This window comes from Stenotrophomonas sp. Steno-Z10-HUANG (assembly GCF_056393075.1).
On sequence record NZ_JBWJPA010000005.1, the window covers coordinates 230630 to 250874 of the forward strand.

Here is a 20245-nt window from a genome sequence, read left to right on the forward strand (position 1 = left end):
TGGCGACGCGGCCGGCATCGCCCCATGACCTGGGTCAAGCGCGCCGGCTTTGCGGCGCGGGCCGGGTCAGTCGTAGTTGCTCAGCGCCAGCGACAGCAGCGCCTTGGCCTGCTCGCGCAGCGACTGCGGCTCGACGATCTCGGCGTCCGAGCCGTAATGCAGCACGTCCATCAGCAGTTCCCGCGACACGCTGTACGGCACCTTCAGCTCATAGCGGCCGTCGGCCAGGAAGCGGCCCTGCTGCCTGGAGTGCCAGTGCTCGTCGGCCACCCAGCGCGCCGCCTTGGCGCTGAACACGATGGTCGCCCAGCCCTTGGGCGCGCCGGAGAAGATGCCGTAGCCGGCGCCCAGCTGCGCGTCCAGTTCGCTGTCATCGATGTCGCGCGCGGCCTGGTCGATCACCCGCGCCTTGTGGATGCGGTCCACGGCGAAGCTGCGCAGCGCCTCGCGACCATGGTCCCAGGCATCCAGGTACCAGTTGTCGCGGTAATGGGTGATGCGCTGCGGCGAGACCGTGCGCCGGGTGACCTCGTCGGTGGAACGCGCCCGGTAATCGAAGGACAGCTGGCGGCGCTCGAGCACGCCCGAAGCCACCGTGCGGAAGCTGGCCTCGTCGAGCTTGCGGCCGCGATGCGGGATCACCCGCACCCGCTCCACCGGCCACGTCGACGCACCGGCCTGGGCCGCCAGCAGGCTTTCGATGCGCTGCTGCAGCGGTGCCAGCACCGAGGACAGCACGCCGCCGCCGGTGCGTGCCAGCAGGTGCTGGGACGCCAGCAGCGCATGCAGCTCCTCCGAGCTCAGCCACAGCCCGGGCAGCTCGAAACGGTCGCTTTCCCCGCTCTGGTAGCGGAAACCCGCCTCGCCGTCGCCCTCCACCGGCGCCATCAGGGCGTCGCGCAGGAAGGCCAAGTCGCGGTAGACCGTGGCCCGTGAACAGCCCAGTTCCTCCTGCAGGCGCGCCACCGTGATCGGGTAGCGCGCGGACTTGAGCAGGCGATGCAGTGCGTTGATGCGTTCATAGCGGTCCATGGCCCGATTATGTCCGACTCGGAGGTGAATGGCGCGCAGCGGGCATGGCGCCAGGCTTAACCGTGGGCCAAGCGCCGCCCGGCGGGCGCAGCGGGCGCGGCGGGCGCGGCGGGGTCATCCGGTATCATGAAAACGGTTCCCGTTCCTGCCTTCTCCCTGGAGACTTCCCGATGTCCCTGCGTGTTTCCCTGCTCCTGCCGCTGCTGTTGTGCGCCCCGATGGCGTGGGCGGACGATGCTTCCGACCCTGCCGCGATGACCTCGCCCTGGAGCGGCAGCGGCGGCGAGCTCGGGTTCGCCTCGGCGCGTGGCAACAGCTCCACCGAAAGCCTCAATGGCCGCCTCAAGCTGCGTTACACCGACGACGACTGGGTGCACAGCATGGACCTGTTCGGCCTGCGCTCCAGCGCCGAGTACAAGCAGACCGACGACAACGGCAACACCTACCGCGAGCGCCAGACCACCGCCAACCGCTATACCGCGGGCGCCGGCAGCGCCCTGCAGCTGGGCGAACACCGCCAGCTGACCGCCACGGTGCGCTACGAAAGCGATGATTTCGCGACCTACGACCGCCAGGGCAGCTTCGGTCTCGGCTACGGCACCCGGCTGATCGACGGCGAGCGCCTGGTGCTGGACACCCAGATCGGCCCCGGCGTGCGCCGCTCGCACAACTCCGAGACCGACGAGAACCGCACCGGGCTGATCGGCCGCGGCCTGTTCGACCTGAAGTTCGGCCTCACCGACAACACCGACCTGGTGAACACCCTGCTGGTCGAATCCGGCTCGTACAACACCTTCGCGCAGAACGATTTCGGCGTCTCGGTGGCGATGAACCGCCATTTCGCGCTCAAGGCCGGCTGGCAGGCCCGCTACAACAGCGACGTGGCCGAGGACAAGCGCAAGACCGACACCCTGGCCACGATGAACGTGGTCTACAGCTTCAAGTAAGCGAGCACGACGCGGGGGTGGCCCGGGCCGGCGGCTGACCGCCGGCGGCGGGCCGCCGTTCCCGCCGACGCCGCGGTCTCAGCGCAGCAGTTCGCCGGCGCCGCCGTCCAGCAACTGGCGCGCGACATCCCGGCCCAGCGCTTCCGGATCATTGCCCGGGCCCTGGGCCTGCGCGCGCACCGCGCGCCCGTCGGCGACACCGCCGACCAGCCCCTGCAGCCACAGGTCCTCGCCGCGCCATTGCGCCAGCCCGGCCACCGGCACGTGGCAGCTTCCGTCCAGCGTGCGGTTCATCGCCCGCTCGGCCTCCACGCAGGCGCGGGTACCGGCATGGTCCAGCACCGCCAGCAGCGCGATCACGTCGGCCGCATCGGCGCGGCATTCCACCGCCACTGCTGCCTGCGCCGGCGCCGGCAGCCACTGCGGTGCGCGCAGGCGGTCGCGGATCCGCGTACCCAGCTCCAGGCGCTCGAGACCGGCGCAGGCCAGGATGATGGCGTCGTAATCGCCGGCGTCGAGCTTGGCCAGGCGGGTATTGACGTTGCCGCGCAGGTCGCGCGCCTGCAGGTCCGGGCGCAGCGCGCGCAACTGCGCCTGGCGGCGCAACGACGAGGTGCCCACCACCGCGCCGTGCGGCAGCGCGTCCAGGGTGGCATGGCGGTTGGAAACGAAGGCATCGGCCGGATCGGCGCGTTCCAGGATCGCCGGCAGCGCGAACGGCGCATCCAGTTCCATCGGCACGTCCTTGAGCGAGTGCACCGCACAGTCGGCCTCCCCGCGCAGCATCGCCAGTTCCAGCTCCTTGAGGAACAGGCCCTTGCCGCCGATGGCGGCCAGCGAGCGGTCCAGGACCTCGTCGCCGCGCGTACTCATCGGCACCAGCTCGACCGACAGGCCCGGGTGCGCCTGGCGCAGGCGGGCGGCGACGTGTTCGCTCTGCCACAGGGCGAGCGGGCTCTTGCGGGTGGCGATGCGCAGCATGTTCATGGCGCCATTATCGGCGCAGGACTCACGTGCCGGCCAGTTCCGCCTTCAACGCCGCCACGCAGCGGCGGCTGACCTCCAGCGGCTGCGCCACCCCGCGCAGCACCGCCTGCACCTGCCCCGCCGCGGTCCGCCGCAGCTCCTGCAGGCGTTCGCGCGAGACCAGGCAATTGCGGTGGATGCGCACGAAGCGGGTGCCGAACTCCTCCTCCAGCGAGCGCAGCGATTCCTCGATCAGGTCCTCGCCGTGCACGTGGTGGACCACCACGTACTTCTCCTCGGCCTGCAGGTAGAACACGTCCTCCAGCGGGATCACCCGCAGGTTGCCGCGCAGCCGCGCACACAGCACCCGGCGTCCGCCCGCGGCGGGGGCCGCCCCGCCGACCCGTCCGGCCAGGAAGGTACGGGCCCGCTCCAGCGCGGCCGCCAGCCGTTCGGCCCGCACCGGCTTCATCAGGTAATCGATGGCCGCCGCCTCGAACGCCGACAGCGCATGCGACTCGTAGGCGGTGCAGAACACCACCGCCGGGCGCGGCTCGAGCCGCGCCAGGTGCCGCGCCACGTCCAGGCCGTCGATGCCCGGCATGGCGATGTCCAGCAGCACCACGTCCGGCCGCGCGCGCGCGCAGGCATCCAGCGTCGCCTGGCCATCGCCGGCCTCGGCCACCACCGCCACGTCGCCGTGCGCGGACAACAGCATGCGCAGGCGTTCGCGCGCCAGCGGCTCGTCATCGGCAATGAGTACCTTCATCGCCACTCCCCTGCCCTGCATTGCTCCCCGGATGACGCATGGTAGCCAACCCCGGCGCGCTCCGGCAGCCGCCAGCCCCCCCCACCTGCCCGGGATTCAGCCCGCCGCGAAGCGCGCCTGCAGCCAGTCGCCGAGGGCCTGGATTTCCTCGGCGCAGACCTGGTGCGCCATCGCATAGCGGTGCCACTCCACCCCGAACCCCAGTTGCCGGAGCACCTGCAGGCTGTGCTCGGCGACCTGTACCGGGATCACCGGGTCGCCGCTGCCGTGGGCCATGAATACCGGCTGCGCGGTGGCGCCTGCGGCCAGCTGCGCGGCGGCGGCATCCACTTCCGGCAGGTAGGTGGACAGCGCGACCAGCCCGGCCAGCGGCGACTGCTGCCGCAGGCCGGTGGACAGGGTGATGGCGCCGCCCTGCGAAAAGCCGGCCAGCAGGATGCGTTCGCGCGGCGTGCCACGGGCCTGTTCGCGGGCGATCAACGCCTCCACCTGGGCCACGGATTCGGCTACGCCGCTGGCGTCGGCACGGCTGCGGAAGTCCAGGCTGACGATGTCGTACCACGCGCGCATCGGCATGCCGTTGTTGATGCTGACCGGACGCTTGGGCGCATGCGGGAACACGAAGCGGATCGCCGGCCAGTGCGGCCGCACCAGCTCCGGCACGATCGGCGCGAAGTCATGGCCATCGGCACCCAGCCCGTGCAGCCAGATCACCGACCATTCCGGCGCCGCGCCGGTTTCCTGTTCCACTGTTTCCAGCATTGCATGCGACTCCAAGGGACCGGGACGCATTATGCCTGCGCAGGCGGGAGGCCAAGCCGATGCCGTGGTTGTTCACCGTTGCTGTTGCTGCCTGGGATTTTGCTGCCGTCTTGGACTTTTTGCCTTCCGGGGCCCCCTTCCCCAGCGACGGAGCCGGCGGGAATAGCCCGAAGGGCGACGCACATGGATGTGCGTCGTTTTTCTACGCGACATGGATGTCGCGTAGAAAAATCCCGTCGGTGGAGTGGACCCGGAGTGCGTAGCACGGAGGGCGCTTAGGCAGGGCGTGTTGACCAGCCATTCGGCTGTTGAAAAGCGCCTCTTTGGGCCACCTTTCCTTGTACGAGCAAAGAAAGGTGGCTCGCGCCCCGAAGGAGAGCGAAAGCCCTGGATCCTGCTCCAACCTTAGCTTGGCCTCTCAAGCCGACAGGAGCGATGGCCAAGGCGATAGCTGGGAAGTCCAATGGGCCAGGGGCAAGTATGAAAGCGGAAGCTTGAAAGCAGAGCTTTCGCCCCTGCTTCGCAGGAGCGAGTTACTTCTCTTTGCTCGTGCAAAGAGAAGTAACCAAGAGAAACACGCCCCTGCCTCCGCACCCACGGCACTGCGTGCCGCGGGGCCACTCCGCCGCCGGGATTTTTCGACGAGACATCCCTGTCTCGTCGAAAAACGACGTGCATCCCTGCACGTCGCCCCTGCGGGGTCTTGTCCGTCGGCTCCGTCGCTGCGGAAGGGGGACCCGGAAATCAAAAGCGCAGAAGCAAAAGCACGAGCAACCGCGAAGGCGAAGGCGAAGGCGAAGGCGAAGGCGAAGGCATCCTCCCGCTTCGACCCGTTTCACACCCGGTCCGTCCACAGACGCGAAATCAGAAGCCCCAGCCCTTCGGCAGAACGGGGAACGCCGTGCTACTCCACGGAAAGCGGCGTCTGCATCGCCGCCGCACGCAGTTCCGCCGCACGCACCAGCACCGGCGGCGGTGCACTCTCCTCGGGAATGGACAGCAACCGGTGCCGGCGCAGCCAGTCGCCGATCTTGCGCGAGGAGGTCAGCCCTACCACCGGCACCGCCAGCACCATGCCGATCACTACCGGCGCCATCCACGCCGCCAGCGACGGCGACACGGCGTAGGCCATCGCCCCCATCATCAGGCCGAACACGCTCAGCCCGCCGTAGCTGCGCAGCAAGGCGATCCATGACACCCGGCCGTCGTCGCGCTGCTGCGCGTCCCAGCCCGAGTCCTTGCCGGCCAGCACCTCGGCCACGCCGCGCGACTGTACGTACATCACCACCGGCGCCATCAGGGCCGCAAGCAGCGTTTCCAGCAGCATCGAGACGAATGCGCGCAGCGCGCCGCCGCAGCCCTGCCGCTCGCTGCGCGCGCTGAGCATGGCCACGTAGCCCATCGCCTTGGGCGCCAGCAGCACGCCCATGGTGACCGCGAACACCCACAGCACGCCCTGCTGGTCCAGCCCGCGCCAGTAGTGCGCCGGCGACAAGCGCAGGTGCAGCTCCTCGGCCAGGTCGATGCCACCATGGATCAGCGGGATCGCCATGCCGATCAGCATCAGCATCGCCCACATCGGTGCGGTGAAGTAGTGGCCGATGCCGACCAGCATGTGCACCCGGCTGATCCAGTGCAGGCCGGCGGCGGTGACCACCTTGGAGTGCTGCAGGTTGCCCTGGCACCAGCGGCGGTCGCGGATGAGCAGGTCGGTCAGCGTCGGCGGCCCTTCCTCGTAGCTGCCCTGGAGGTAGGGCACCATGTGCGCCGCCCAGCCGCCACGGCGCATCAGCGCGGCCTCGACGAAATCGTGGCTGAGCACGTGCCCGCCGAACGGCTTGCGCCCCGGCAGCTCAGGCAACCCGGCCTGCTCGGCGAAGGCGCGGGTACGGATCACCGCATTGTGGCCCCAGTAGTTGCTCTCGGCGCCGTGCCACCAGGCCACGCCGTAGGCCATCACCGGGCCATAGACGCGGCCACCGAACTGCTGCATGCGCGCGAACGCGGTACGCCCGCCGACCACCGCCGGCAGCGACTGGATCAGGCCGACGTCGGGGTGTTTTTCCATGGCCGAGGCCAGACGCACGATCACTTCGCCGGTCATCAGGCTGTCCGCGTCCAGGATCAGCATCTGCGGATAGGCGCCGCCGAAGCGGCGTACCCAGTCGGCGATGTTGCCGGCCTTGCGCCCGGCGTTGTCGGCGCGGCGCCGGTAGAACAATCGGCCACGGCCGCCGGTGGTCTCGACCAGGCGCGCGAACACCTGCTCCTCGGCGCGGCCGATGGCATCGCGGGTGGTATCGCTGAGCACGAAGAAATCGAAGCGGTCGAGCTGGCCGGTGGCCGCCACCGATTCGTAGATGGCCTGCAGCCCGGCCATCATCCGCCGCGGATCCTCATTGTAGGTGGGCATCAGCAGCGCGGTGCGGCTGTGCAGCGTGGGCAGCGGCGCGTCCGGGTGGATGCCCAGCTTGCGCCGTCCGCGCAGCAGCGCCTGCAGGCCGGCCAGGCTGCTGACGAAGGAAAATGCGATCCAGGCGAACAACAGCACGAACAGGGCCAGCAGGCAGGCTTCGAGCACGTTGATGCCGCCGTTGGCCAGGACCCGCGCCATCATCCACGTCGCCACCGCGGTCATTGCCGCGGTGCTGCCGAACACGTACAGGCGGCGCAGCACGATGTTCGGCGGCGACGTGTCCTGCCGCCGCCCCTGCAGGCGCCCCTCGCGCAGCGACTGCACGGGCATGGGCAGCGGGCTTTCCGGCGGCAGTACGGCGATGCCGGCATCGCGCGCGGCAACGGGTGTACCGGTCATGGAATCCACCGCGTGCCGGGCCGCGCCGGGCAACAGGCAGGCGCCGCCGCGGGCAGGCGGTCGGAAACGGCGGCAACAGGGGGTGCGTGGTGCACGGGGCTCTCCGGGGGGGCAGACAGGCGCCAAAGCTAGAAGATCGAACCTAAACAGGCTGCGAACATGCCCGGTGCCCGCGGCCGGTCGCGCCTGCCGGGACACTGGGCCCGGTGCCTGGCCCGCGGGCCCGGCATCATCGTAGTGGCCGCCGCGCCCCTGGGCCACACCGTCGCGGGTCGACCGCGCCCTGCGCCCGGCTCAGCGCAGCGGCGACAGCAGCCCGCGACGCCGGAACCACCACTCCAGCGGCACCGTGACCAGCGGCGGCACCGCCGCCAGCAGGGCCAGCAGCAGCGCCCACGACGGCCAGCGCTGGCGCACCCCGACGTACACGCTGGCGACCACGTAGAACAGGAACGCCAGCCCGTGCAGGCGCCCGAACAGCCATACGCCCAGCTCGGTCGTCTGCGTGCCGTACTTGAGCAGCATGCCGACCAGCAACCCGGCCCAGGTCGCGCCCTCGACCAGGGCGGCGACGGCGAACAGCTTTCCAGCGGCGGACATCGGGTTTGCAGGCATCAGCACATCGTCATCGAACGGAAGGACGCGGATTGTAGGCGATGTGCCGATGGCAGCGGCTGGAGGGTGCGCCGGAGTGGCGTGGCGGCGGGCCGGTGGCGCATTGGCCTAGAATCCCCGATGGCGGTGGTGAAGGCAGGCGCTGCGTCCCCACACCACCGCGCCCCGTTCCCGTCGCCGGCGATGCCTCGATCGATGCCTTTCCCTTCCCTGCACCAGGCGCTTCACCAGCTGCTGCGACAGGCGTTCCGCGCCCTTCCGATCTCCGACGCCCGCCGCGACAGGTGGCGCAACCGCCTGCTGGAGCGTTTTGGCGGGCTGTTGCCGCCGCCGCCACGCGGGCATGCGCCGGAAGCGGGAGCCTCACCACGCATCATCCGGCCCATGCACCGCGCCGATGAGCCGGCGATCGGCCATGTGCCCTACTCCAGGGCGGCCCTGCCCAGCCCGCTGCCGGCCACGCTGGTGGCGTTCTACCTGCCGCAGTTCCATGCGTTCGCCGAGAACGACGCCTGGTGGGGCAAAGGGTTCACCGAGTGGCGCAACGTCACCCGGGCGCTGCCGCAGTTCGAAGGCCATGCGCAGCCGCGGCTGCCGGCGGACCTGGGCTTCTACGACCTGCGCAACCCGCAGGTGATGCGCGACCAGGCGCGCCTGGCCGCGGAGTACGGCATTGGCGCGTTCTGCTTCTACTACTACTGGTTCAGCGGCCGCACCCTGATGGAGGATCCGCTGCGGCAATGGCTGGCCGACGACGACATCGACCTGCCGTTCTGCCTGTGCTGGGCCAACGAGAACTGGACCCGGCGCTGGGACGGGCGCGACGGCGAGATCCTGATCGGACAGCAGCACAGCGCCGCGGACGACCTGGCCTTCATCGCCCACGTCGCCCCCTACCTGCGCGACCGCCGCGCGCTGAAGGTCGACGGCCGGCCGATGCTGCTGGTCTACCGCCCGCACCTGCTGCCCGACCCGCGCGCCACCGCGCAGCGCTGGCGCCAGTGGTGCCGCGACAACGGCATCGGCGAGCTGCACCTGGCCTATGTGCAGGGCTTCGAACGCCCCGATCCGCGCGAGATCGGCTTCGACGCAGCGGTCGAGTTCCCGCCGAACATGAGCAACCCACGCTCACTGGCCGCCGAACAGTGGCTGATCAACCCGGACTTCGCCGGCGACGTGCGCGACTGGCGCGAGCTCGCACGCGAGGCGGCGGCACGGCCGCTGCCCGCCTATACGCTGTATCCCGGGGTGAACCCCGGCTGGGACAACGAGCCGCGGCGCCCGGGCGCGGGACGCATCTTCGTGCATGCCTCGCCGCGCGGTTACCGCGACTGGCTGCGCACGACCGTGCACGAGCGCCTGGCCACGGTGCCCACCGAGCGGCGCCTGGTGTTCGTCAACGCATGGAACGAATGGGCCGAAGGGGCGGTGCTGGAACCCGATGCGCGGCTGGGCCACGCCTGGCTGGAGGCCACGCGGCAGGCGCTGGCGCCATGCGACGCCCCGCGGGCCGGCACCCGCCCGTGCGCGGTCATCCATGCCTGGTACCCGGACGTCTTCGACGCGTTGCTGCAGGCCCTGCAATCCAGCGGCCTGAGCTGGCGGGTCGTGGCCACCACGCCGCCGGAGCGGAAGGACGAGATCGAACGCATCGCGCGCGCGCGCGGCATGCAGGTGGAGGTGCACGCCTTCGCCAACCGCGGCCGCGACATCCTGCCGTTCCTGCACGTCGCCGGGCGCCTGCTCGACGAGGGCGAGGACGTGGTGCTCAAGCTGCATACCAAGCGCTCCACGCACCGCCAGGACGGCGAGCAGTGGCGCAACGAGCTGATCGGGCGCCTGCTGGCGCCGGACAGGGCGGCGGCCATCGTGCGTGCGTTCGGCGAGCAGCCCGGCCTCGGGCTGGTCGCACCGGAAGGCCATGTGCAGCCACTGCATTTCTACTGGGGCGCCAACCAGGACAACGTGCGCGCCCTGCTCGGCCGCCTGGGCATTGCGCAGCCTGACCTCGAGCGCGACACGTTCATTGCCGGCAGCATGTTCTGGGTACGCCTGCCGGCACTGCGCCCGCTGCTAGACGGTCATCTGCAGCCATCGCAGTTCGAGGCCGAGGCCGCGCAGGTGGACGGCACGCTGGCGCACGCGATCGAGCGGATCTTCACCCTGGCCGCGCGCGATGCGGGCTTCAGCCAGGCCACGGCCGCCGAACTGCTCGGCCTGCCCGTGGATGCGGCCGCGCCCTACGCCTACGCCCGCCGCCACTGAGCAGGCGGGGCCACGTGGTGGCCCCGCGGCATGTTTCAGGCGTGCGCGAACGGCACGCCGGTGCGGGCCTTCAGCTCTTCCATGTCCACCCCGGGGGCGGCTTCGACCAAGGCGAGCCCGGCATCGGTGACGTCGAACACCGCCAGGTCGGTGATGATGCGGTCGACCACGCCCACGCCGGTCAGCGGCAGCGTGCATTCGGGCAGGATCTTGTGCTCGCCGTTCTTGGCGGTGTGCTCCATCAGCACCACCACGCGCTGCACGCCGGCCACCAGGTCCATCGCGCCGCCCATGCCCTTGACCATCTTGCCGGGCACCATCCAGTTGGCCAGGTCGCCCTTGGCGGTGACCTGCATGGCGCCGAGGATGGCCAGGTCGATATGGCCGCCGCGGATCATCGCGAACGAATCGTGGCTGCCGAAGTAGCTGGCGCCGGCGCGGGCCGTCACGGTCTGCTTGCCGGCGTTGATCAGGTCGGCGTCGACTTCGGCTTCGGTCGGGAACGGACCGATGCCCAGCAGGCCGTTCTCCGACTGCAGCCACACATCCATGCCCTCGGGGATGTGGTTGGCCACCAGCGTCGGCAGGCCGATGCCCAGGTTCACGTACGCGCCGTCGGTCAGTTCGCGCGCGGCGCGCTGCGCCATCTCGTCACGGGTCCAGGCCATTTCAGTTCTCCTCCTGACGCACGGTGCGCTGTTCGATGCGCTTCTCCGGCGTGGCGTTCAACACGATGCGGTCGACGTAGATGCCCGGCAGGTGCACCTGGTCCGGGTCGATCGCGCCCACCGGCACGATCTCCTCCACTTCGACCACGCAGACCCTGCCGGCCATGGCGCAGGCCGGATTGAAGTTGCGCGCGGTCTTGCGGAACACCAGGTTGCCGGCCGCGTCGGCCTTCCACGCCTTGACCAGCGAGACATCGGCCTTGAGCGCGGTCTCCATCACGTAGTGCTTGCCGTCGAACTCGCGGGTTTCCTTGCCCTCGGCCACCACGGTGCCGTAGCCGGTGGCAGTGAAGAATGCCGGGATGCCCGCGCCGCCGGCGCGCAGGCGCTCGGCCAGGGTGCCCTGCGGGTTGAACTCCAGCTCGAGCTCACCGGCCAGGAACTGCCGCTCGAACTCCTTGTTCTCGCCCACGTAGGACGAAATCATCTTGCGGATCTGGCGGGTTTCCAGCAGCTGGCCGAGGCCGAAGCCGTCGACGCCGGCGTTGTTGGAGATCACGGTCAGGCCGGTCACGCCGGAATCGCGCAGCGCCGCGATCAGCGCCTCGGGAATTCCGCACAGGCCGAAGCCACCGACCGCCAGGGTCTGGCCGTCGGCGACCACGCCGTCCAGCGCCAGGGCCGCGCTGGCCACCACCTTGCCGCGCCGCCCGTCCAGGGTTGAAGGATCGCTCATCGCATCATGCCCACAGTCATAAGGATGGCGGCATTCTAGCCCCAGTCCAGCGGTGGCCCTCTTGGACCTTCGTCCAGCCGCGAACGGCCCGCTAACCGCCAAGCGACTAAACTGGGCGCCTTTCCACGCTTCGACAGGTTGCCCGCATGCCATTACCCGCGTTCAAGGCCTACGACATCCGCGGCCGCGTGCCCGAGGAACTCAACGAGGACCTCGCGCGCAGGATCGGCAAGGCCTTGTCGGCCCGGCTCGAAGACGGTCCGGTGGTGCTGGGCCACGACGTGCGCCTGACCAGCCCGGGCCTGCAGGACGCGCTGGCCGCCGGACTGCGCGGCGAGGGCCGCGAGGTGATCGACATCGGCCTGTGCGGCACCGAGGAGGTCTATTTCCAGACCGACCACCTGGGCGCGGCCGGCGGGGTGATGGTCACTGCCAGCCACAACCCGATGGACTACAACGGCATGAAGCTGGTCAAGGCGCAGGCGCGGCCGATCAGCTCGGATACCGGCCTGTTCGCCATTTCCGACGCGGTGGCAGCCGATGCCGCACCGGCGCAGGCGCCGCGCGCCGGGCAGGTGCAGCGGCACGACAAGAGCGCCTACATCGCGCACCTGCTGTCCTATGTGGACGTGGCCACGCTGCGGCCGCTGAAGCTGGTGGTCAATGCCGGCAACGGCGGCGCCGGCGCCATCATCGACCTGCTTGCCCCGCACCTGCCGCTGGAGTTCGTGCGCATCTGCCACGAACCCGATGGCAGCTTCCCCAACGGCATCCCCAATCCGCTGCTGCCGGAGAACCGTGCCGCCACCGCCGACGCGGTGCGCGCGCATGGCGCCGATTTCGGCATTGCCTGGGACGGCGACTTCGACCGCTGCTTCTTCTTCGACCACAACGGCCGCTTCATCGAGGGTTACTACCTGGTCGGCCTGCTCGCCAAGGCGATCCTGGCGCGCAATCCCGGCGGCAGGGTCGTGCACGATCCGCGCCTGGTCTGGAACACCGTGGAAATGGTGGAAGCGGCCGGCGGCGTGCCGGTGCTGTGCAAGAGCGGCCACGCCTTCATCAAGGAGAAGATGCGCGCGGAGAACGCCGTCTACGGCGGCGAAATGAGTGCGCACCACTATTTCCGCGCGTTCGCCTATGCCGATTCGGGCATGATTCCATGGCTGCTGATCGCGCAACTGGTTTCCACCAGCGGCCAGTCGCTGGCCGAACTGGTCGAGGACCGCATGGCCGCCTATCCCTGCAGTGGCGAGATCAACTTCAAGGTGGCCGATGCCAAGGCTGCGGTCGAACGCGTGATGCGCCACTTCGCCGCGCAATCGCCCACCTTGGACCACACCGACGGCGTCAGCGCCGATTTCGGCGACTGGCGCTTCAACCTGCGCAGTTCCAACACCGAGCCGCTGCTGCGGCTCAATGTCGAGACGCGCGGCGATGCGGCGCTGCTGCAGGCGCGCACCGACGAAATCTCCACCCTGCTTTCGGCCTGAGGCTCCCGCATGAGCAACATCACGCCCGTCATCCTGTCCGGCGGCTCCGGCACCCGCCTGTGGCCGCTCTCGCGCGAGACCTACCCCAAGCAGTTCCTGGCGCTGACCGGCACGCAGACCATGCTGCAGTCGACCTGGCACCGGGTCGCGGCCGTCGCCGCGCACGGTCCGCTGGTGATCGCCAACGAGGCGCACCGCTTCGTGGCCGCCGAACAGCTGCAACAGGCAGGCGCGGAGCCGCAGGCGATCATCCTCGAACCGATGGGGCGCAACACCGCGCCGGCCATCGCGGTGGCCGCGCTGGAAGCCAGCCGCCAGGGCGACGATCCGCTGCTGCTGGTGTTGCCCTCGGACCATGTGGTCGCCGACGAGGCGGCCTTCCATGCCGCCGTGCGCCTGGCATCGGCGGCCGCCGACGCCGGCAAGCTGGTGACGTTCGGCATCGTCCCGACCGGCCCGGAAACCGGCTACGGCTACATCAAGGCAGCGCCGGGCAGTGGCGCCCGCCCGGTCGAGCGCTTCGTCGAGAAGCCCGACCTGGACACCGCCACCGCGTATGTCGCCAGCGGCCAGTACCTGTGGAACAGCGGCATGTTCCTGTTCCGTGCATCGCGCTACCTGGAGGAACTTGCCCGCTTCAACCCGGCCATGCTCGAACGCAGCCGCAGCGCCTGGGAGAACGCCCGCCGCGATGCCGATTTCACCCGGCTCGACGCCGAAGCGTTCGCGGCGGTGCCGTCGGACTCGATCGATTATGCGGTGATGGAGAAGACCGCCGACGCGGTGGTGGTGGCGCTGGACGCGGGCTGGAGCGATGTCGGCTCGTGGACCGCGCTGCGCGACGTCACCCCGCGCGATGGCGAGGGCAATGCCCACCACGGCGACGTGATCGCCATCGACTGTCGCAACACCTACGCCTACGGCGAACGGCTGGTGGCGCTGGTCGGGCTGGATGACGTGATCGTGGTGGCGACCGATGACGCGGTGCTGGTCGGCCGGGCCGACCGCATGCAGGAGGTCAAGGACGTGGTCGCGCGGCTGAAGGCCGAGGGCCGCAGCGAGGCCGCCTGGCACCGCAAGGTCTACCGCCCGTGGGGCGCCTACGACTCCATCGACAACGGCGAGCGTTTCCAGGTCAAGCGCATCACGGTCAAGCCCGGCGGCACGCTGAGCCTGCAGATGCACCACCACCGCGCCGAGCACTGGGTGGTTGTCAGCGGTACCGCCGAAGTCACCCGTGGCGACGAGGTGCTGCTGCTCAGCGAGAACCAGAGCACCTACATCCCGCTGGGGGTGACGCACCGGCTGCGCAACCCCGGCAAGCTGCCGCTGGAGCTGATCGAGGTGCAGTCCGGCAGCTATCTCGGCGAGGACGACATCGTGCGCTTCGAAGATACCTACGGGCGCAGCTGAGGCGCCCTGGCGCAGGAACGTCCCGGCCACCGGCCGGGGGTCCCGCGCGCATCGGGTGCGGCCCGGATCAACCGGCCGCGATTTCCGCCATCACCCGCTTCAGGCCATCCTGCCAGGCCGGCAGTACGATGCCGAAGTCCTGCTGCAGCCGGCGGTTGTCCAGCACCGACCACGCCGGACGCCTGGCCGGCGTCGGGTAGTCCGAACTGGCGATGGCATCCACCACCGGCGTCTTCGCCAGCACCCCGGCAGCCTGCGCCTCGGCGAAGATCGCCTCGGCGAAACCGTGCCAGCTGGTCTGCCCCGATGCGGTCAGGTGCCAGGTGCCGGACAGGCCACCCGGGTGCCGCAGCGCCTGCGCGGTGACGTCGGCGATCAGCCCCGCCGGGGTCGGCGTGCCGATCTGGTCGGCGACCACGCGCAGCTGGTCGCGCTCGGCGCCCAGGCGCAGCATGGTGCGCAGGAAATTGCCGCCATGCGCGGCATACACCCACGCGGTGCGGAAGATCAGGTGGCGTCCGCCGGCGGCGCGCACCGCGTCCTCGCCGTCGCGCTTGCTGGTGCCGTAGACGCCCAGCGGCGCGGTCGGCGCGTCCTCGCGGTAAGGCGTGCCGCCCTGCCCGTCGAACACGTAGTCGGTGGAATAGTGCACCAGCGGCACGTCATGGGCGGCGCACCAGCGCGCGAGCACGCCCGGGGCCTGCGCATTGGCGCGGAACGCGGCCTCCGGCTCCTGCTCGGCACGGTCCACCGCGGTATGGGCCGCGGCATTGACCACGACCGCCGGCTGCAGGCGGTCCAGCAGCGCCGGCAGGCTGTCGGGCCGGTCGAAATCGGCCACCTCGCAGGCACTGCCGTCGGCCAGCGTGCCGCTGCGGGTGGTGGCGACCACCGTGCCCAGCGGCGCCAGCGCGCGCAGCAGCTCCCGGCCGACCTGGCCGTTGCCGCCGAACACCAGTACCGTCATGGCATGTACACCGGCAGCCGCTCCTCGGCGATCTCCGCCAGGAACGGCGCGCTCTCGTCCTTGGCCGACAGCGTCGGCGCGCTGATCGGCCAGTCGACGGCGATGTCGGCATCGTTCCAGCGCACGCCGGCATCGGCTTCCTTGACGTAGACATCGGTGCACAGATAGCTGAACACCGCCCGCTCGGAGAGCACCGCGAAACCGTGCGCGAAGCCTTCGGGGATCCAGAACTGGCGGTGGTTCCCGGCGCTGAGCAGCACCGCTTCCCAGCGCCCGAAGGTCGGCGAGCCGCGGCGGATGTCCACCGCCACGTCATAGACCTCGCCCTCGAGCACGCTTACCAGCTTGCCCTGCGGCCGCGGCCACTGGTAGTGCAGGCCCCGCAGCACGCCCTTGACCGAGGTGGAGACGTTGCTCTGCACGAACTTCGTCGGCAGCCCGTGCGCGGCGAAGCGCTCGGCATTCCAGGTCTCGAAGAACATGCCGCGGGCGTCGCCGAACACCGCCGGCTCGATCACCACGCAGCCGGGCAGCGAGGTTTCGATGACCTTCATGGCACGACCCCGCGCTGCAGCAGTTTCTGCAGGTACTGGCCATAGCCGTTCTTGAGCAGCGGCGCAGCCAGCGCCTCCAGCTCGGCCGCGCCGATCCAGCCCTGCCCGTAGGCGATTTCCTCGGGGCAGCAGACCTGCAGGCCCTGGCGGGTCTGGATGGTCTCGATGAAGTTGGACGCCTCCAGCAGCGACTGGTGGGTACCGGTGTCGAGCCAGGCGTAGCCACGCCCCAGCTGCTCCAGGTACAGCGCACCGGCGTCCAGGTAGCACTTGTTCAGGTCGGTGATCTCCAGCTCGCCGCGCGGCGAGGGCCTGAGCCCGGCGGCATGGTCGCTGGCATTGCCGTCATAGAAATACAGCCCGGTGACCGCGTAGTTGGAGCGCGGGTTCTCCGGCTTCTCGACCAGCCCGACGACCTTGCCGTCCTTGTCGAACTCGGCCACGCCGTAGCGCTCCGGGTCATTGACCCAGTAGCCGAACACGGTGGCACCGGTATCGCGCGCGTCGGCGCTGCGCAGCAGCTGGCGCAGGCCATGGCCGTGGAAGATGTTGTCGCCCAGCACCAGGCAGCTCGGCTTGCCGGCGACGAAATCGCGGCCGATCAGGTAGGCCTGCGCCAGCCCGTCGGGGCTCGGCTGCACCGCGTAGCGGATGTCCATGCCCCACTGCGAGCCATCGCCCAGCAACGCCTGGAACAGCGCCTGCTCATGCGGCGTGTTGATGATCAGCACCTCGCGGATGCCGGCCATCATCAATACGCTGAGCGGGTAGTAGATCATCGGCTTGTCGTACACCGGCAGCAGCTGCTTGCTGACGCCCTTGGTGATCGGATACAGCCGCGTGCCGGAACCGCCGGCGAGGATGATGCCTTTGCGTTGGGTCATGTCGTCTCCGGTGTCAGGCAGCGGTGCCGATGCGCTGCAGGCGATAGCTGCCGTCGAGCACGCCGTTGACCCACGCCTGGTTGTCCAGGTACCAGTCCACGGTGAAGGCGATGCCCTGCTCGAAGGTGTAGGCCGGCTCCCAGCCCAGCTCGTCCTTCAGCTTGGACGCATCGATCGCATAGCGGCGGTCGTGGCCCGGGCGGTCGGCCACGTAGGTGATCTGGCTGCTGCGCGGCTTGCCGTCCTCGCGCGGGCGGCGGGCATCGAGCAGTGCGCAGATCGCCTGCACCACCTCGATGTTCTGCTTCTCCGAGTTGCCGCCGACGTTGTAGGTCTCGCCCACCCTGCCCTTGGCCAGCACCGTGCGGATCGCTTCGCAGTGGTCGGTGACGAACAGCCAGTCGCGCACCTGCCTGCCATCGCCGTACACCGGCAGCGGCTCGCCGGCCAGCGCCTTGGCGATCACCAGCGGGATGAGCTTTTCGGGGAAGTGGTACGGACCGTAGTTGTTGGAACAATTGGTGGTCAGCACCGGCAGCCCGTAGGTGTGGTGGAACGCGCGCACCAGGTGGTCCGAGGCGGCCTTGGACGCCGAGTACGGCGAATTCGGCGCATACGGGGTGGTCTCGGTGAACTTGCCGGTCTCGCCCAGCGTGCCGTAGACCTCGTCGGTGGACACGTGCAGGAACCGGAACGCCCCGGCCTCGGTGGCCGGGAGCCCCTTCCAGTAGTCGCGCACCGCTTCGAGCAGGCCCAGGGTACCGACCACGTTGGTCTGGATGAAGGCGCCGGGGCCGTCGATCGAGCGGTCGACATGGCTCTCGGCGGCGAAGTTCAGCACCGCGTCGGGCCGGTGCTCGGCCAGCAGGCGCTCGACCAGGGCGCGGTCACCGATGTCGCCCTGGACGAAAACATGGGCCGGGTTGTCTTCCAGGCTCGCCAGGGTGCGCAGGTTTCCCGCGTAGGTGAGGGCATCGAGGTTGACGACCTTGATGCCGCGGGCGACCGCCTCCAGCACGAAATTGCCGCCGATGAAGCCGGCACCGCCGGTCACTAGCCAGGTGGGCACTATTCTTGTCTCCTGTGACGTCCATTCGCCCGGATCTCCGCGATCCGAGGCTTGCTCCAAGCGGCACAGGATACAGGCAGCCCTGCCGCGCCAGCTTTGCCGCCACTGAACGCCGGACGATGCACGTGCGCCCGGGTGCAGGCAGGCGATGGACCCACGGCCGATGATGGCCCCCGCCCCAGCGGAACGCGGGGCGGGCACATCCATACGCATTCGCACGGGACTCCCCCAGCCGCTAGAATCGGGCCCTCATCTGTCCGGCACTGGCGCCGGCCCCCTGCAACCGAAGGATCCCGCAGCACATGAAAATCCTCGTCGCGTACAAGCGCGTGGTGGACTACAACGTCCGCATTCAGGTCAAGCCGGATGGTTCCGGCGTGGTCACCGACGGCGTCAAGCTTTCGCCCAACCCGTTCGACGAAATCGCGCTGGAAGAAGCCCTGCGCCTGCGCGACAAGGGCATCGCCAGCGAAGTGGTGGTGGCCACCATCGCCCCGGCCGACGCCCAGGCGCACCTGCGCAACGGCCTGGCCATGGGCGCCAACCGCGCCATCCACGTGGTCACCGACCAGGCGATCCAGCCGCTGACCGCCGCCCGCACCCTGCTCAAGCTGGTGGAAAAGGAACAGCCGGACCTGGTCATCCTCGGCAAGCAGGCCATCGACGACGACGCCAACCAGACCGGGCAGATGCTGGCCACGCTGTGGGCGCGCCCGCAGGCCACCTTCGCCTCCAAGGTGGAGATCGCCGACGGCAAGGCCACGGTCACCCGTGAAGTCGACGCCGGCCTGGAAACGCTGGAAGTGGACCTGCCGGCGGTGATCACCACCGACCTGCGCCTGAACGAGCCGCGCTTCATCAAGCTGCCGGACATCATGAAAGCCAAGGCCAAGCCGCTGGAGACCCTGCAGTTGACCGACCTGGGCGTCGAAGCCGCCGATACGTTCAAGACCACCCATTACGCCGCCCCGGCCAAGCGCAGCAAGGGCGTGATGGTGAAGGATGCCGCCGAACTGGTGGCCGCACTCAAGCAGAAGGGGCTCTTGTGATCATCCCTGATCAAGAGCCCGGCCATCCGTGGCCGGACTTTCCAATGCCGAAGCCTTGCGCCCCATTTGAAGGAAGTTCCGATGTCTAAAATTCTTGTGATCGCCGAACACCTGGACGGCAAGCTCAACAGCGCCGTCGCCAAGACCGTGTCGGCCGCGGCCGCCATCGGCGGCGACATCGACGTGCTGGTGCTGGCCGCCGATCCGGCCGCCATCGCCGCCGAAGCCGCGCAGATCGCCGGCGTCGGCAAGGTGCTGACCCTCGCCAACCCGGCCAACGAACACGCCGTGGCCCAGGTCCAGGCCCCGCAGATCGCCAAGGCCGCCGCCGGCTACAGCCACGTGCTCGGCCCGTCCACCACCACCGGCAAGGACCTGATGCCCGCGGTGGCCGCGCTGCTGGGCGTCAACCAGGTCTCCGACCTGATGGCCGTCGACGGCCCGCATACCTTCAAGCGCCCGATCTACGCCGGCAACGCCATCATCACCGTCGAGGTGCCGGCCGACCAGGTGGTCGTGGCCACCGTGCGCGCCGCCTCGTGGCCGGAAGCGGCGCGGGGCAACAGCGCGCCGGTCGAAGCGATCAGCGTCGATGTCGCGCTGCCCGCGCACACCCGCTTCGTCGGCCTGGCCGCCGGCAAGAGCGACCGCCCGGACCTGCAGAGCGCCAAGCGCGTGGTATCCGGTGGCCGCGGCGTGGGTTCGGAAGAGAACTTCAAGGTCATCTACCAGCTGGCCGACAAGCTCGGTGCCGCCGTCGGTGCCTCGCGTGCCGCGGTCGATGCCGGCTACGTGCCCAGCGACATGCAGGTCGGCCAGACCGGCAAGATCATCGCTCCCGAGCTGTACATCGCCGTGGGCATCTCCGGCGCGATCCAGCACCTGACCGGCATCAAGGATGCCGGCACCATCGTGGCGATCAACAAGGACGGCGACGCGCCGATCTTCGAAGTGGCCGACATCGGCCTGGTGGGCGACCTGTTCACCCTCCTGCCGGAGCTGGAAGCGGCGCTCTGACGCCGCGCGTGGCGGCAACCGGAAGCGGTTGCCGCCACCGTCATGCCGCCGGGTCGCGCGGGCGCCTGTACTTTCGCGTCGCTGGGTCCGTCTGCGCACGGACGAGGGCATCGCGCGTAGATGTGGCGGCCGTCTCCGTGCATTCGCTGCCGGCGCTCCTGACAGCGGCATCAGCGCAACGACACCGGCTCAACCATGCATCGTGCCCGAGTACCGCCACATGG

18 protein-coding genes are annotated in these 20245 nt (G+C 69.7%); 6 read left to right on the top strand and 12 right to left on the bottom strand.

Going from position 1 to position 20245, the window contains the following annotated elements:
• Window positions 1–66: 66 nt before the first annotated feature.
• Window positions 67–1032, bottom strand: a complete 966-nt coding sequence (locus tag AC06E6_RS09315; protein ID WP_054662802.1) for a helix-turn-helix transcriptional regulator — start codon at window positions 1030–1032, stop codon at window positions 67–69.
• 170 nt (window positions 1033–1202) lie between these two features.
• Here AC06E6_RS09315 and AC06E6_RS09320 point away from each other — a divergent pair, with 170 nt between their 5' ends.
• Entirely contained in the window at window positions 1203–1979 is a 777-nt protein-coding gene (locus AC06E6_RS09320; protein WP_054662799.1) for a DUF481 domain-containing protein, read from the top strand.
• Window positions 1980–2057: 78 nt separating this feature from the next.
• On the opposite strand, the gene hemC is transcribed toward AC06E6_RS09320, so the two are convergent.
• The 5 genes from hemC to AC06E6_RS09345 form a co-directional block, all read right to left on the bottom strand.
• Entirely contained in the window at window positions 2058–2966 is a 909-nt protein-coding gene (gene hemC / locus AC06E6_RS09325; RefSeq protein ID WP_478061073.1) for a hydroxymethylbilane synthase, read from the bottom strand.
• Between the two features lie 22 nt (window positions 2967–2988).
• Complete coding sequence (locus AC06E6_RS09330; RefSeq protein ID WP_478061074.1) at window positions 2989–3714, bottom strand: LytR/AlgR family response regulator transcription factor; 726 nt, start codon at window positions 3712–3714, stop codon at window positions 2989–2991.
• A 96-nt stretch (window positions 3715–3810) separates the two neighbouring features.
• Window positions 3811–4476 carry an alpha/beta hydrolase gene (locus tag AC06E6_RS09335; RefSeq protein ID WP_277434063.1) on the bottom strand — a complete coding sequence of 222 codons (666 nt, stop codon included), beginning with the start codon at window positions 4474–4476 and terminating at the stop codon, window positions 3811–3813.
• A 904-nt stretch (window positions 4477–5380) separates the two neighbouring features.
• Window positions 5381–7291 (bottom strand): glucans biosynthesis glucosyltransferase MdoH, encoded by a 1911-nt coding sequence (gene mdoH / locus AC06E6_RS09340; protein ID WP_478061076.1) that lies wholly within the window; start codon window positions 7289–7291, stop codon window positions 5381–5383.
• 294 nt (window positions 7292–7585) lie between these two features.
• Window positions 7586–7891 carry a DUF3817 domain-containing protein gene (locus AC06E6_RS09345; RefSeq protein ID WP_056930894.1) on the bottom strand — a complete coding sequence of 102 codons (306 nt, stop codon included), beginning with the start codon at window positions 7889–7891 and terminating at the stop codon, window positions 7586–7588.
• 210 nt (window positions 7892–8101) lie between these two features.
• On the opposite strand from AC06E6_RS09345, the gene AC06E6_RS09350 reads away from it, so the two are divergent.
• The gene (locus AC06E6_RS09350; protein ID WP_478061078.1) at window positions 8102–10171 is read left to right on the top strand and encodes a glycoside hydrolase family 99-like domain-containing protein; all 2070 of its coding nucleotides are present in this window, start codon (window positions 8102–8104) and stop codon (window positions 10169–10171) included.
• A gap of 35 nt (window positions 10172–10206) precedes the next feature.
• Here AC06E6_RS09350 and AC06E6_RS09355 read toward each other — a convergent pair whose 3' ends face one another.
• Complete coding sequence (locus tag AC06E6_RS09355; protein WP_056930892.1) at window positions 10207–10839, bottom strand: CoA transferase subunit B; 633 nt, start codon at window positions 10837–10839, stop codon at window positions 10207–10209.
• 1 nt (window position 10840) lies between these two features.
• The gene (locus tag AC06E6_RS09360; RefSeq protein WP_054662778.1) at window positions 10841–11575 is read right to left on the bottom strand and encodes a CoA transferase subunit A; all 735 of its coding nucleotides are present in this window, start codon (window positions 11573–11575) and stop codon (window positions 10841–10843) included.
• 146 nt (window positions 11576–11721) lie between these two features.
• On the opposite strand from AC06E6_RS09360, the gene AC06E6_RS09365 reads away from it, so the two are divergent.
• Both AC06E6_RS09365 and AC06E6_RS09370 read left to right on the top strand, forming a co-directional pair.
• Window positions 11722–13068 (top strand): phosphohexomutase domain-containing protein, encoded by a 1347-nt coding sequence (locus tag AC06E6_RS09365; RefSeq protein ID WP_478061079.1) that lies wholly within the window; start codon window positions 11722–11724, stop codon window positions 13066–13068.
• Between the two features lie 9 nt (window positions 13069–13077).
• Window positions 13078–14481: a mannose-1-phosphate guanylyltransferase/mannose-6-phosphate isomerase gene (locus AC06E6_RS09370; protein ID WP_478061080.1), complete on the top strand. Its 1404-nt coding sequence runs from the start codon at window positions 13078–13080 to the stop codon at window positions 14479–14481.
• Window positions 14482–14548: 67 nt separating this feature from the next.
• Here the strand turns inward: AC06E6_RS09370 and rfbD are convergent, their stop codons facing one another.
• The 4 genes from rfbD to rfbB are packed head-to-tail and all read right to left on the bottom strand — an operon-like array spanning window position 14549 to window position 17955.
• Window positions 14549–15448: a dTDP-4-dehydrorhamnose reductase gene (rfbD, locus tag AC06E6_RS09375; protein ID WP_243351320.1), complete on the bottom strand. Its 900-nt coding sequence runs from the start codon at window positions 15446–15448 to the stop codon at window positions 14549–14551.
• Entirely contained in the window at window positions 15445–16002 is a 558-nt protein-coding gene (gene rfbC / locus AC06E6_RS09380) for a dTDP-4-dehydrorhamnose 3,5-epimerase (protein ID WP_226050717.1), read from the bottom strand. The genes rfbD and rfbC overlap by 4 nt, the downstream gene beginning before the upstream one ends.
• Window positions 15999–16886, bottom strand: coding sequence for a glucose-1-phosphate thymidylyltransferase RfbA (gene rfbA, locus AC06E6_RS09385; RefSeq protein ID WP_054662763.1), 888 nt, complete (start codon window positions 16884–16886; stop codon window positions 15999–16001). The genes rfbC and rfbA overlap by 4 nt, the downstream gene beginning before the upstream one ends.
• A 13-nt stretch (window positions 16887–16899) precedes the next feature.
• Complete coding sequence (rfbB, locus tag AC06E6_RS09390; protein ID WP_478061083.1) at window positions 16900–17955, bottom strand: dTDP-glucose 4,6-dehydratase; 1056 nt, start codon at window positions 17953–17955, stop codon at window positions 16900–16902.
• 302 nt (window positions 17956–18257) lie between these two features.
• Here rfbB and AC06E6_RS09395 point away from each other — a divergent pair, with 302 nt between their 5' ends.
• Both AC06E6_RS09395 and AC06E6_RS09400 read left to right on the top strand, forming a co-directional pair.
• Window positions 18258–19004, top strand: coding sequence for an electron transfer flavoprotein subunit beta/FixA family protein (locus AC06E6_RS09395; protein ID WP_240213359.1), 747 nt, complete (start codon window positions 18258–18260; stop codon window positions 19002–19004).
• 81 nt (window positions 19005–19085) lie between these two features.
• On the top strand, window positions 19086–20021 hold the full coding sequence (locus AC06E6_RS09400; RefSeq protein WP_104940103.1) for an electron transfer flavoprotein subunit alpha/FixB family protein: 936 nt from the start codon (window positions 19086–19088) through the stop codon (window positions 20019–20021).
• Window positions 20022–20245 lie beyond the last annotated feature (224 nt).

Coding starts and splice junctions, on each gene's coding strand:
- rfbA (WP_054662763.1), bottom strand. CDS start 16,886: ATGACCCAACGCAAAGGCATCATCCTCGCCGGCGGTTCCGGCACGCGG.
- AC06E6_RS09335 (WP_277434063.1), bottom strand. CDS start 4,476: ATGCTGGAAACAGTGGAACAGGAAACCGGCGCGGCGCCGGAATGGTCG.
- AC06E6_RS09400 (WP_104940103.1), top strand. CDS start 19,086: ATGTCTAAAATTCTTGTGATCGCCGAACACCTGGACGGCAAGCTCAAC.
- mdoH (WP_478061076.1), bottom strand. CDS start 7,291: ATGACCGGTACACCCGTTGCCGCGCGCGATGCCGGCATCGCCGTACTG.
- AC06E6_RS09395 (WP_240213359.1), top strand. CDS start 18,258: ATGAAAATCCTCGTCGCGTACAAGCGCGTGGTGGACTACAACGTCCGC.
- AC06E6_RS09355 (WP_056930892.1), bottom strand. CDS start 10,839: ATGGCCTGGACCCGTGACGAGATGGCGCAGCGCGCCGCGCGCGAACTG.
- AC06E6_RS09365 (WP_478061079.1), top strand. CDS start 11,722: ATGCCATTACCCGCGTTCAAGGCCTACGACATCCGCGGCCGCGTGCCC.
- AC06E6_RS09320 (WP_054662799.1), top strand. CDS start 1,203: ATGTCCCTGCGTGTTTCCCTGCTCCTGCCGCTGCTGTTGTGCGCCCCG.
- AC06E6_RS09370 (WP_478061080.1), top strand. CDS start 13,078: ATGAGCAACATCACGCCCGTCATCCTGTCCGGCGGCTCCGGCACCCGC.
- AC06E6_RS09345 (WP_056930894.1), bottom strand. CDS start 7,891: ATGTCCGCCGCTGGAAAGCTGTTCGCCGTCGCCGCCCTGGTCGAGGGC.
- AC06E6_RS09350 (WP_478061078.1), top strand. CDS start 8,102: ATGCCTTTCCCTTCCCTGCACCAGGCGCTTCACCAGCTGCTGCGACAG.
- AC06E6_RS09315 (WP_054662802.1), bottom strand. CDS start 1,032: ATGGACCGCTATGAACGCATCAACGCACTGCATCGCCTGCTCAAGTCC.
- rfbC (WP_226050717.1), bottom strand. CDS start 16,002: ATGAAGGTCATCGAAACCTCGCTGCCCGGCTGCGTGGTGATCGAGCCG.
- rfbD (WP_243351320.1), bottom strand. CDS start 15,448: ATGACGGTACTGGTGTTCGGCGGCAACGGCCAGGTCGGCCGGGAGCTG.
- AC06E6_RS09330 (WP_478061074.1), bottom strand. CDS start 3,714: ATGAAGGTACTCATTGCCGATGACGAGCCGCTGGCGCGCGAACGCCTG.
- AC06E6_RS09360 (WP_054662778.1), bottom strand. CDS start 11,575: ATGAGCGATCCTTCAACCCTGGACGGGCGGCGCGGCAAGGTGGTGGCC.
- hemC (WP_478061073.1), bottom strand. CDS start 2,966: ATGAACATGCTGCGCATCGCCACCCGCAAGAGCCCGCTCGCCCTGTGG.